This is a genomic window from Burkholderia pyrrocinia, assembly GCF_003330765.1.
GTDB lineage: Bacteria > Pseudomonadota > Gammaproteobacteria > Burkholderiales > Burkholderiaceae > Burkholderia > Burkholderia pyrrocinia_B.
The window spans coordinates 1,490,807-1,503,437 of record NZ_CP024902.1; the positions used below are offsets into that span (position 1 = coordinate 1,490,807).

The window sequence follows — 12,631 nt, forward strand, 5'->3', positions numbered from 1 at the left end:
ATCACATGAGCGCACGCATGGCCCGCGAGGCCGACTTCACCACGCACGACGGCGAAACGCTGTTCTATCGTCACTGGCCCGCGACGGGCCCGCGCTGTCGCGGCGCGATCGTGCTGCTGCATCGCGGCCACGAACATTCGGCGCGCGTCGCGCATCTCGTCGACGAGCTCGACCTGCCCGATTTCGCATTTTTCGCGTGGGACGCGCGCGGCCACGGCCGTTCGCCGGGCGCGCGCGGCTACAGCCCGAGCGCGGCCGCGTCGGTGCGCGACCTGCAGACCTTCGTCGAGCATATCCGCGACACGCACGGCATCGCGATCGAAGACACGGCCGTGGTCGGCCAGAGCGTCGGCGCAGTGCTCGCGGCCACCTGGGCGCACGACTACGCACCGCCGATCCGCTGCCTCGCCGTCGCGTCACCGGCGTTCCACATCAAGCTCTACGTGCCGTTCGCACGGCCAGGCCTGCGGCTGATGCACAAGCTGCGCGGGCTGTTCTACGTGAATAGCTACGTCAAGCCGAAATTCCTCACGCACGATCCCGAGCGGATCGCGAGCTATGCGTCGGATCCGCTGATCACGCGGCCGATCGCGGTCAACATGCTGCTCGACCTGCACGACACCGCGAAGCGGATCGTCGCCGACGCGGCGGCGATCACCGTGCCGACGCAACTGCTGATCTCGGGCGCCGACTGGGTCGTGCATCGCGGCCCGCAGGACCGCTTCTTCGAACGGCTCGGCTCGGCGCGCAAGGAGCGCATCGTGCTGCCGGGCTTCTATCACGACACGCTCGGCGAGCGCGACCGCGCGCAGGCGCTCGCGCCGTTGCGCGCATTCGTGCTGCGCGAGTTCGATGCGCCGAGCCCGCGCGTGTCGCTCGCCGACGCCGACCGGCGCGGCGCGTTCCACGACGAATACGCGGCGCTCGGCCGCCCGCCCGCGAACGTGTTCGCGCGCGCGTACTGGGCACTCACGCGGGCCGGCCTGAAGGCTGGCGGCGCGCTGTCGGACGGCATCGCGCTCGGGCTGCGGCTCGGCTTCGATTCGGGCTCGACGCTCGACTACGTGTACCGCAACCGCGCGCAGGGGCGGCTCGGCGTCGGTGCGCTGATCGACCGCACGTATCTCGATTCGCCGGGCTGGATCGGCATCCGCCGGCGCAAGGTGCACCTGCAGGAACTGATCGGCACGGCGATCGGCCGCCTGCGCGGCCACGGCACGCCGGTGCGGATCGTCGACATCGCGGCCGGGCACGGGCGCTATGTGCTCGACGCGATCGCGACGGCCGCCGAGCGCGACGGCGCGGCGCCCGACGACATCACGCTGCGCGACTACAGTCCGCCGAACGTCGAGGCCGGGCGCGTGCTGATCGCGCAGCGCGGCCTCGAGCCGATCGCGCGCTTCGAGCGCGGCGACGCGTTCGACGAGGCGTCGCTCGCGACGCTCGAGCCGCGTCCGACGCTGGCGATCGTGTCGGGCCTCTACGAGCTGTTCGGCGAAAACGCGCTGATCGAACGCTCGCTGCGCGGGCTCGCGCAAGCGGTGCCGCCGGGCGGCTATCTCGTCTATACGGGGCAGCCGTGGCATCCGCAGCTCGAATTCATCGCGCGCGCGCTGAACAACCACCGCGGCGAGGCGACCTGGGTGATGCGCCGCCGCTCGCAGGCCGAGATGGACGAACTCGTCGCGCGCGCGGGCTTCCGCAAGCTCGACCAGCGGATCGACGAAATGGGCATCTTCACGGTCAGCCTCGCGCAGCGGGTCGACGCGTCATGAGCGCGCTCGGCGGCGGCGCGAGCGGCCTCGCCGAACCGGCGGCCGGCGCGCGCGACGCGTCGTTCGCGCTGCGCTTCGGCTGGCTCGTGGCGATGGGCGCCGTGTTCTTCTCGACGTACGGTTTTGCGAACTGGCTCGCCGCGCGCCGCGCGGCGGTGCCGACGTTCGCGTTCGGCTGGGAGCACGCGATCCCGTTCGTGCCGTGGACGATCGTGCCGTACTGGTCGATCGACCTGCTGTATGCGCTGTCGTTCTTCTTCTGGACCCGCCGCGCCGATCTGCTCGATCACGTGAAGCGGCTGTTGACCGTGCAACTGGTGTCGGTCGCGTGCTTCATCGCGTGGCCGCTGCGCTTCGGTTTCGAGCGGCCCGACGCGGGCGGCATGGCCGGCGCGCTGTTCACGCTGCTGACGGGTTTCGACAAGCCGTTCAACCAGGCGCCGTCGCTGCACATCGGGTTGCTCGTCGTCCTGTGGGCCGTCTATGCGAAGCAGCTGCGCGGCACGGTCGCGCGCGTCGTGCTGCATCTCTGGTTCGCGGCGATCGGCGTGTCGGTGCTGACGACCTACCAGCATCACGCGATCGACGTGCCGACCGGCGCGGCCGTCGGCTGTCTCGCGCTGTTCCTGTTTCCGCTGCGCGATGCCGCGGGCCGGCTGCCGGGCGCCGATGTGTCGCCGGGCGGGGCCGGCCGCGCGCTCGCGCGCCGCTATGCGCTCGGCGCGGCGCTGGCCGCGCTTGTCGCGCTCTGGTGCGTGCCGCGCGCGCCGGGCTGGGCGCTGGCGGCGGGGTGGGTCGCGCTGGCGCTCGCATGCGTCGCGTGGATCTACCGGCGCGGTGCATCCGGCGCATTCCAGAAGGATGCGCAAGGGCGTTTTCCGGTATTCATTCGCTGGCTGCTCGCGCCGACGATCGCCGGCGCGTTCGTCAATTCGCGGCTTTGGACGTTCCGGCAGCCGGCGCCCGTGCGGATCGACGCGCGCGTGTCGATCGGCCGCACGCCGACGACGCGCGACGTGCGGCGCCACGGCTTCACGGCGCTGGTCGACCTGACCGCCGAGATGCCGCGCTGGGCGGCGGCCGACGCATCGCTTGCGTATGCGACCGTGCCGCAGCTCGACCTCGTCGCACCGACCGCGACGCAGCTCGCGCAGGCCGTCGCGGCGCTCGAACGCCTGCACGGCGAAGGGCGTGACGTGCTGGTCTGCTGCGCGCTCGGCTACGGGCGCAGCGTACTGTGCGCGGCCGCGTGGCTGGCGGCGCGACGCGGGCTCGGCGATGCGCGCGACGCGCTTGCCGCGGTGCGCGCCGTGCGGCCGCACGCGGTGTGGTCGGACGACGGCGTGGCCGTGCTGCAGCACTGGATCGATGGCCGTCGTGGCGCGGGACGCAGGTGATGCGCGACCCGTCGGCGCCATTCCGGATTGCCGCCGCGCGCGGTGCGCTCGATGCGGGCGCATGGGCGATCGCGGCCGCGCTGGCCGCGGCCGGCGCGGGCTGGTGGGTCGCGGCGGGCTGGGCGCCGGCGACGATCGCCCGCGTGCTGCTGGCCGTCGTCAGCACGGGGTCGGGGATCGCGGCGCTGTGGTACGCGGTGCGCATCGAGATCGACCGCCGGCTGTTCGCCGCGCTGGCGCGGGCGGTGTCCGGCGATGCGTCGGTCGACGACGGGCTCGCGGCGCTCGACCGTGCGCTCGCCGATCTCGGCTGGATCGATGCAGGGAAGGCCGGGCGCGCGCTCGACGCGCGCGTGCGCGGCGCGGTCGGGCTGTGCCGGGCCGGCGTGTTCGTCGCGATCGTGCAGTGGCTCGTGGTCGGGATTGCGATCGCGGTGCCGCAGATCGGCTAACGCCTGTTCACGCCAATAACGGGCTGGCGAACGCGCCTCTCCGTGCGTTCCGCAAAGCGATGTCTTGCGGGCGCGCGTTACGCGCGAGCCGTACGCTGTGACCGTGTCCGCTTGGCTTCATACATCGCCTGATCCGCATGCTCGATCAGCGCGGTCATGTCGGTGCCGTCGTCGGGCAGCAGCGCGATTCCGACGCTGACGCCGAGTCGCAGCGGGCGTCCCTCGAATTCGAACGGTTCGCCGACCTGCCGCGCAAGCCGCGTGCTTTGTGCGTGCGCATCGTCGCGGTTGCCGATGTTCGGCAGGATCACCGCGAATTCGTCGCCGCCGATGCGCGCGACCGTGTCCGAGCGCCGCACCGCACCCTGCATCCGCGTGGCGATCTCGCGCAGCGCAGCGTCGCCCGCGCGGTGGCCGAAACCGTCGTTGATCGGCTTCAGCCCGTCCATGTCGATGTTGAGGATGCCGAGCCGGCCGTTCGCGCGCAGCGCCGTGTGCATCGACTGCCGCAGGCGGTCGTAGAACAGCGCGCGGTTCGGCAGGCCCGTGAGCGCGTCGTGCGTGGCGCGCAGGTACAGCTCGTTCGCCTCGTTGCGCGCCGCGTGGAACATCGCGGCGGCGATCAATTCGGCCGTCAGTCGCAGCGTGCCGGCGTCGGCTTTCGAGAAGCCGTCGACGTCCGGCGACATCACCTTCAGCACACCGACCGTCGTGTCGGCATGCGTGAGCGGCATCACGAGCATCGAGCGCAGGCCGACCCGGCGGCACGCATCGCGATCGACGCGCGGGTCGGTTTCCGAATCGCTGCAGTGCAGCAACTCGCCTTGCTGGACGCACAGGCCCGACAGGCTGCCCGAGCGCCGCAACCGCAGGCCGAGCATCCCGGCGGCCGTGCCCGACGCGGCGCGGTACACCATGTCGTCGCCCTCGGCGAATTCGACCGCGGCGGCGCTCGCACCGGTGAGCAGCGGCACCTGCTCGGCCACATAAGCCATCACGCTGCCGAGGTCGAGGCCGAGCTTCGCGATCTCGGTCTGCGCGGCGATGATGCGCAGCAGCGTGTCGGGAGACGGGGTGGCGGTGTCGACGATTTGATCCAAGTCAGTTTTCCATGAAAGAAAGCTCATGCGGCTGCGCGGGATTGCGGTAGCATACGCGCCGCCCTGCGGCAGCGCCTCCCGGGCGGTCTGCAACGGACCGCCGCCGGCGTGCCGGCCAGCCGTACCGCGCGGCAGTATGCCGTTCGGCCCGTCCGGCGACAACGGCGCAATTCTTACCATTCGTACCTCTCGCGCAGCATTTCCGACCGGATTGAGGTTTTTTTGCTTCACTGTTGCGAATCGGGGTAAGTTTTGTCCTATTTTTGAGATAGTGTGACGAATGAGCGAGCGCCGGTGCCAGGCGCGCGCAACACGACGACAGGCGGATTAAAGAATTGGCCGCGTCGTTTCGATAAACGAATCAGGCTAGTTAGATTGATGAGGGGAAGCAGTGGGGATGTTCACTCACGGGCATGGCTGCTTTGCGCGCGTCGGTTTCGACGCGCTTGATGACCGAATGATCGTGACGAAACGGAGCGGCGCATGAAGCCGGCCGCGTCGCTGTTCGTCCTGTCGGTCGCCATGGCCGGCGCTTTCCACGCGGCCGCGCTGTCGGCCGCGCCGATGCCGGCGGTGCCGGCGGCCGCTTCGGTGTCCGACGCCGGCGCCGGTCGTGCCGCCGCGCCCGGCGCGGCGTCGGCCCCGGTGCTCGTGGCCGCGCCGACGGCGGCCAGCGCGCCGGCCGCCGGTCTGCCGGCGACGACGGTGCGGTTGCCGTTCGCGTCGCTCGGCGCGTTCGATCCGCTGCGCCTGCGCGGCGCCGATGACGTGCGTACGATCAACGCGGGCGTGCGGCTCGATCGCGTGGTCACGGGCGCGCGGCTGCGCCTGACCTACGCGTATTCGCCGTCGCTGGTGTTCCCGCTGTCGCACCTGAAGGTGTCGGTGAACGGCGAGGTCATCGCGACCGTCCCGTTCGACGCCGCGCGCGCGGGCCGCACGGTCACGCAGGACATCCCGATCGATCCGCGCTACTTCTCGGATTTCAACCAGATCGGCCTGCGCCTGATCGCGCACTACACGCTCGATCATTGCGAGGATCCGTCGAACTCGGCGCTGTGGGCCGACGTGAGCCCGACGAGCGAGCTGATCCTCGACGAATCGCCGGTCCGCCTGCCGAACGATCTCGCGCTGCTGCCCGCGCCGTTCTTCGACCGGCGCGACAACGGCCGCGTGCGGCTGCCGTTCGTGCTGCCGGCGTCGCCCGATTCGGCGACGCTGCGCAGCGCGGGCGTGCTCGCGTCGTGGTTCGGCGCGCTGGCCGACTACCGGCATGCGCGTTTCCCGGTGTCGTCCGGACTTCCGACCGACGACCAGGCGGTGGTGGTCGGCACGGCCGCGACGCTGCCGGCCGGCCTGGCGCTGCCGTCGGTCAACGGCCCGCTGCTCGCGATCGCCGACAACCCGGCCGCGCCGGGGCGCAAGCTGCTCGTCGCCACGGGCCGCACGGCGGCCGAGGTCGACGACGCGGTCGCGACGCTCGTGCTCGGCCGCGCAGCGCTGTCGGGGCCGGCGGCGACGGTCGCGCACGTCGATCTCGGCGCGCCGCGCAAGCCTTACGACGCGCCGCGCTGGCTGCCCGTGAACCGGCCGATCGCGTTCCGCGAGCTTGTGTCCGATCTGCGCGAGCTGGAAGTGCGCGGCACGACGCCCGACCCGATCCGCCTGAACCTGCGCGTGCCGTCCGATCTCCATTCATGGAACGGCGCGGGCGTGCCGATCACGCTGCGCTACCGCTACACGGCGCCGACCGTGCAGGACAACTCGACGCTCGCCGTCGAGATCAACGAACAACTCGTGAAGTCGTACCGGCTCGGGCCGGCCCACGCCGAGGACGCGCACGGCCGCATGCAGTTGCCGCTGCTGTCGGTGCCGGAAGGGCGCGTGACGAGCGACGTCGACATTCCGGCGTTCCGCGTCGGCAGCGGCAACCAGCTGCAGTTCCGCTTCACGCTCGACTCGCAGAAGACGGGCCTCTGCTCGAGCACGGCCAGCGAGCCGCAGCGGGCGGCGATCGATCCCGATTCGACGATCGATTTCTCGCACTTCGTCCATTACGCACAACTGCCGAACCTCGCGTTTTTCGCGAACAGCGGCTTTCCGTTCACGCGGTTCGCCGACCTGTCGCAGACGGCCGTCGTGATGCCCGACCGGCCGTCGCCGCAGGAACTCGAAGCCTACCTGACGATGCTCGGCCACATGGGCGAATGGACCGGTTTCCCGGCACTGCGCGTGCAGGTCGCGCGGCCCGGCGACGTCGCCGCGCTGTCGGGCAGCAAGGATCTGCTCGTGATCGACGGCTCGCCCACGTCGCCGCTGCTCGCACACTGGCGCTCGGCGCTGCCGCTCGTGATCGGCGAGCAGGGCGGTGCGGGCGGTGACGGCGCGACGCGCGTCGCGTTCACGGTGAAGGAGCGCTGGCGCAACGGCGTCGGCCTGGCCGACGGCGGCGCGCATATCGAGCAGACGGGCCCGCTCGCGGCGCTCGCCGGTTTCGAGCTGCCGGGCAGCCGCGGCCGCAGCGTGGTTGCGCTGACGGCGACCGACCAGCCGCGCCTCGGCGATCTGCTCAACGTGTTCGAGAACCCCGGCCTCGTGTCGCAGCTGCAGGGCGACCTCGCGCTGGTGCGGCCGGGGCAGGTCGACAGCCTGCGCGTCGGCGAACCTTACGTGGTCGGCTTCGTGCCGTGGTATGCCCGCGTGTGGACGCAGGCGGCGCGGCATCCGGTCGTGCTCGGCGCGGTCGGCGTCGTCGCGGGGCTGCTGCTCGCGCTCGGCGTGTTCAGCGTGCTGCAGAGAATCGCCGCGCGTCGACGGGGGATGTAACGGATGGCGCGGGCAATGGCGAAGCGACGGGCAACGCAGCCGGCGCGGCGCGTCGGCGCGGTACTCGCGCTGGCGGTTGCGGTGACGTGTGCGGCGGCCGGCATGGCCGCTCGCGCGCAGGCCGCGGGGGCCGACACGGCCGCCATGGGATGCAGCGCGGCGTGGCCGCGCTGGGACACGTTCAAGCGCGATTTCATCTCGGTCGACGGCCGCGTGATCGACGTCGGCTCGGCCGATTCACGCACGGTGTCGGAGGGGCAGGCGTATGGGCTTTTCTTCGCGCTGGTCGCGAACGACCGGCGCATGTTCGACACGATCCTCGCATGGACCGAGAACAACCTCGCGCAGGGCGACCTGAGCACGCATCTGCCGGCGTGGCTCTGGGGCCGCGCGCCGGACGGCGCGTGGCGCGTGCTCGACGCGAACGCGGCGTCGGACGCCGACCTGTGGATCGCGTACGCGCTCGTCGAGGCCGGGCGGCTGTGGCACGAGCGCAGCTACACGGCGCGCGGCGCGCTGCTCGCGAAGCGCGTGCTCGACGACGAGACGGCGACCGTGCCGGGTCTCGGCATCACGCTGCTGCCGGGGCCGACCGGGTTCAAGCTGACCAACGGCCAGTGGCGCGTGAATCCGAGTTATTCGCCGCCGCAGGTGATCCGCGCGCTCGGCGCACGCCTGCCCGACGACCGGCGCTGGGCCGCGCTGGCCTCCAGCACCGCGCGCGTCCTGCTCGACACGGCGCCGAAGGGCTTTTCGCCCGACTGGGCGCTGTATCGCGCGGGCGCGGGCTTCGGGCCCGATCCGGAGACGCACGCGGAGAGCGCGTACAACGCGATCCGCGTGTATCTGTGGGCCGGCATGCTCGACCGCGCCGATCCGCTCGCCGCACCGTTGCTCGCGCGTTTCGCGCCGTTCGCCGACCACATCGCCGCGCATGGCGCGCCGCCGGAGAAGGTCGATACGACGACGGGCGTCGCGGGGCCGAACGACGGCAACGGCGGGTTCTCCGCGGCGGCCGTGCCGTTCCTCGACGCGCGCGGCCAGCGTGCGCTCGCGGATGCGCAGGCGGCCCGCGTCGATACGCTCGCACGCCAGGCTGCACCCGGCTACTACACGAGCGTGCTGACGCTGTTCGGCCTCGGCTGGCGCGACGGACGCTACCGGTTCGGCGCGGACGGCACGCTCGACGCACGCTGGGGAGGCCGTTCGTGCGCCGCCCGCTGAAGCGCGCCGTGCCGCGCGTCGCGGGATTCGCGTGGCTCGCGTCGTCGATGTGCGCGGCGGCGCCGGGCACCGCATCCGGCGCGACGATGCCGAACCCCGCCACGCCGGCGGCGTCCGCTTCGGCCGATGCGCAGCGCCAGCTCGACACCGCGCGGATGTGGGGCGTCAAGCATCGCGACGACCTCGCGCGCGATGCGCTGCGCAAGGGGTTGCTGATCGCGCCGGGCGATCCGGAACTGCTTGCCGAGCAGGTCCGCGTGCTGCTGCGGCTCGGCGACGCGAAAGGCGCGCAGGCCGCGCTCGCGCGCTTGCAGGCGCAGTCGCCGAATGCGCCCGTCACACGGCGGGTGGCCGACGAATACCGCGTCGCGACGAGCGGGCGCGGCGAGATGGCGCAGATCCGCCTGCTCGCGCGCAGCGGTCGCTCCGACGAGGCGGCCCGGCGGGTCGTCGCGCTGTTTCCGAACGGCGCGCCGTCGGGCGCGCTCGGTGCCGAGTATTACGAGATCGTCGCGAATGCGCCGGGCGGACGCGAGCAGGCGATCGCCGCGCTGCGCCGCGCGATCGCGGCCGATCCGCAGGACACCAGCGCGGCCATGGCGCTGGCGCGGCTGCTGAACCAGCATGGCGACACGCGCGCGGAGGCGAACCGGATCGCATGGTCGCTCGCGAAGCGGGACGACGCCGACCATACGGAAGCGATGTCGTTGTGGCGGCGCGTGCTGCAGGTGGCCGGCAACGATCCCGCGTATCTCGATGCGCTGCATGCGTATCTCGCGCTCGTGCCGGACGACACCGAATTCCGCGGCCGCGTTGCCGAACTGGACAGCCGGCGCGATGCGCAGCGCCGGCTCGAACGCGATCCCGACTACATCGCGCAGCAGCGCGGCCTGCAGGCGCTCGCGCGCGGCGATCTTGCGGCCGCCGATCCGTTGCTCGAGCGCGCCGCGCGTGCGCGCGCGGACGACGCCGATGCGGTCGGCGGGCTCGGCTTGCTGCGTTTGCGCGAAGGCCGGCACGACGACGCACGCGCGCTGTTCGCGCGGGCCGCGACACTCGCGACCGACCAGCGCGGCAAATGGCAGAGCCTCGCCCGCACCGCGCAGTTCTGGGGGCTGCTCGCGCAAGGCCGCGCGGCCGCCGCCGCGGGCCGGCCGCAGGACGCCGAGCGTGCGGCGCGTGCCGCGCTCGCGATGCAGCCGGGCAGCCCGGACGCGAAGCTGCAGCTCGCCGATGCGCTGCTCGCGCAGCGTGACTGGACGCGCGCGGAGCCGTTGCTGCGCGAGTTGCTGGCCGCGCGTTCGCCGAGCCTGCCGGCCGTGCGCGGCGCGGCGATGCTGTATGAAAACACCGGTCGCGCCGACCGGATCGGCCCGCTGCTCGACGCGCTGCAAGGGCGCGTAACGGGCCGCGACGATCGCCGCGCGCTCGATGGCCTGCGCGCCGACCTGCTCGCGAACCAGGCGCGCGCGCTCGCGGACAAAGGCGAACGCGGGCCCGCCGCGCAGCGCTACGAAGCGGCCGTGCGAGCGGCGCCCGACGCGCCGTGGACGCGCTTCGCGCTCGCGCGCCTGTATCGCGACATGGGGCTGCCGCAGCTCGGCCGCACGGTGATGGACGAAGGGCTCGCGCAAAGCGATGCGCCCGAGATGCGCTATGCGACCGCGCTGTACCGCAATTCGCTCGACGATGTCGCGGGCGCGCAGGCCGCGCTCGCGCCCGTCGACGACGCGCGCCGGTCGGACGGGATGCGCGCGCTGGCGCGCAAGCTCGACGCCGAAAGCACGCTGGCCGACGCGCGCGGCGCGCTCGGGCGCGGCGACCGCGCGGCATTTGCCGCCTCGCTTGCGCATGCGCAGGCAAGTGCGCCGGACGATCCCGACATGCTCGCCGCGATCGGCGCGCAGTGGATCGACGCGGGCGAACCCGATCGCGGCCTTGCGCCGTTGCGCGACTGGATCGCCGCGCATCCGCGCGAAGCCGATGCGGACGTGCGGCTGCGCTACGGCGACCTGCTCGGCCGCGCCGGGCGCGACGACGCGCTCGCCGCCTGGCTCGACGCGCTGCGCCGCGAACCGTCGCTGACGCCCGCGCAGACGGCGAGGATCGAGGACCAGTCGCTGCGGCTCGTGTTGCGGCAGACGGACGATGCGATCGCGCGGCAGGACTACGCGCAGGCGCGCACGCTGCTCGATCGCGCGAGCCCGGCCGGCCGCGCGGACAAGCGCCATGCGCTCGAACTGGCCGATCTCGAACGCGCGCAGGGGCATTACGGCGCGGCGCGCGATGCACTCGCGCCGGTCGTCGCGCGCACGCCAGACGATGCCGATACGCAGCTCGCGCTGGCGCGCATCGACGAGGACAGCGGCAACCGTGCCGCTGCGCTCGCGCGCGTGCAGGCGGTGCTCGCACGCACGCCGGACGACGACGTCGACACGCAACTGTCGGCCGTGCGCCGCCTGAACGCGCTGCGCCGTCCGGACGAAGCCGCGCAGCTGACCGGCCGGCTGCACGCCGCGTATCCGGCGCGCGCGGACGTGACGGTCGCGACGGGGCGCGTGGCCGAGGCACAGGGCCGCTATGACGACGCGGCGTCGCTGTACCGGCTGTCGCAGTCGCAGGAACGCGCGACGGGCGTCACTCCTGGCCGCGACGGCTTGACGCCCGCACAGGCCGCGTTCGCGGATCTCGAACAGCGACGCGACCCCGAGATCGAGACCGGCTGGATGCCCGCGTACAAGTCGGGCGACGCAGGCGTGTCCTCGTATCGCGCGCAGCAGGTGCCGGTCTACATGCAGTTGCCGGTGCGCTACGACGGGCACGCGTTCCTGCAGGTCGACACCGTGCATCTGGATGCAGGCACGCTCGACACGACGGACAAGACGTCGTACACGCTCAACACGTTCGGGTTCTATCCGGCGCTGAACGCGCCGGCCGCGAACCCGCCGGGCTCGCTGCGCCAGTCGGCGACGGGCGTCGCGGTCGGTGCCGGCTACAAGACCGACGCGTGGCGCTTCGATGTCGGCACGTCGCCGCTCGGCTTTCCGGTGCAGTACGTCGTCGGCGGCGTGCGCTACCGGTTCGACGCGGGCCCCGCGAGCTTCACGGTGAATGCGTCGCGGCGGCCGGAGACGAGCAGCGTGCTGTCGTACGCGGGCTTTCGCGATCCGTGGACCGGCGCGGTATGGGGTGGCGTGCGCCGCGATGGCGTGAACCTGCGCGCATCGGTCGACCTCGGCCGCGCTAACCTGTTCGCGGAACTCGGCGCAGGCGTGCTGTCCGGCCGCAACGTCGAGCGCAACGCGGAAGTCACGCTGCGCACGGGGTTCACGATGCCCGTGTACGAGCGTGCGACGATGCGCGTGAGCACGGGCCTCGTCGGCAGCGCGTGGCACTACGCGCAGAACCTGCGCTACTACACGTACGGGCAGGGCGGCTACTACAGCCCGCAGCGCTACCTGTCGCTCGGCGTACCGATCGAGTGGGCCGGGCGTGTCGATGCGCTGTCGTGGGACCTGACCGTGACGGGCGGCATTTCGAACAGCTACGAGCGCGATACGCCGTATTTCCCGCTCGGCGTGCCGGGTTCGGGGCTGAAGTCGGCCGATACGCTCGCCGGGCTCGCGTACGGCGGCAGCTCGACGCGCGGCGTGTCGTTCTCGTACGGCGTCAACGGAATCGTCGAGTACCGCGTGAACCCGCACCTGAGCGTCGGCGCGCAGTTGCATGTCGACCGGTCGCACGACTATGCGCCGAGTTCGGCGCTCGTGTACCTGCGCTATGCGTTCGACGCGCGCGCGCAGCGCAACTGGCTCGTCACGCCGACGCCCGTGCGGCTTTATTCGGATTACTAGAGG

The 12,631-nt window shown here is 72.2% G+C and carries 7 protein-coding genes; 6 read left to right on the forward strand and 1 reads right to left on the reverse strand.

Annotation, left to right across the window (positions count from 1 at the left end):
- Positions 1 to 5 precede the first annotated feature (5 nt).
- From CUJ89_RS07190 to CUJ89_RS07200, 3 genes are read left to right on the forward strand one after another with little or no spacing between them, the layout of a single operon-like run.
- The gene (locus CUJ89_RS07190; protein WP_114176737.1) at positions 6 to 1,775 is read left to right on the forward strand and encodes a bifunctional alpha/beta hydrolase/class I SAM-dependent methyltransferase; all 1,770 of its coding nucleotides are present in this window, start codon (positions 6 to 8) and stop codon (positions 1,773 to 1,775) included.
- Complete coding sequence (locus CUJ89_RS07195; RefSeq protein WP_114176738.1) at positions 1,772 to 3,172, forward strand: phosphatase PAP2/dual specificity phosphatase family protein; 1,401 nt, start codon at positions 1,772 to 1,774, stop codon at positions 3,170 to 3,172. The genes CUJ89_RS07190 and CUJ89_RS07195 overlap by 4 nt, the downstream gene beginning before the upstream one ends.
- Complete coding sequence (locus tag CUJ89_RS07200; RefSeq protein ID WP_114176739.1) at positions 3,172 to 3,624, forward strand: hypothetical protein; 453 nt, start codon at positions 3,172 to 3,174, stop codon at positions 3,622 to 3,624. The genes CUJ89_RS07195 and CUJ89_RS07200 overlap by 1 nt, the downstream gene beginning before the upstream one ends.
- 77 nt (positions 3,625 to 3,701) lie before the next feature.
- On the opposite strand, the gene CUJ89_RS07205 is transcribed toward CUJ89_RS07200, so the two are convergent.
- A complete protein-coding gene (locus tag CUJ89_RS07205; RefSeq protein WP_236654929.1) occupies positions 3,702 to 4,724 on the reverse strand; it encodes a sensor domain-containing diguanylate cyclase in 1,023 nt (340 codons plus the stop codon).
- Positions 4,725 to 5,207: 483 nt separating this feature from the next.
- Between CUJ89_RS07205 and bcsB the strand changes: the two genes are divergently transcribed.
- The 3 genes from bcsB to CUJ89_RS07220 are packed head-to-tail and all read left to right on the forward strand — an operon-like array spanning position 5,208 to position 12,628.
- A complete protein-coding gene (bcsB, locus tag CUJ89_RS07210; RefSeq protein ID WP_114176741.1) occupies positions 5,208 to 7,550 on the forward strand; it encodes a cellulose biosynthesis cyclic di-GMP-binding regulatory protein BcsB in 2,343 nt (780 codons plus the stop codon).
- A 3-nt stretch (positions 7,551 to 7,553) separates the two neighbouring features.
- Entirely contained in the window at positions 7,554 to 8,774 is a 1,221-nt protein-coding gene (gene bcsZ, locus CUJ89_RS07215; RefSeq protein ID WP_114176742.1) for a cellulose synthase complex periplasmic endoglucanase BcsZ, read from the forward strand.
- A complete protein-coding gene (locus CUJ89_RS07220) occupies positions 8,759 to 12,628 on the forward strand; it encodes a cellulose synthase subunit BcsC-related outer membrane protein (protein ID WP_114176743.1) in 3,870 nt (1,289 codons plus the stop codon). The genes bcsZ and CUJ89_RS07220 overlap by 16 nt, the downstream gene beginning before the upstream one ends.
- The last annotated feature ends 3 nt before the right edge of the window (positions 12,629 to 12,631 follow it).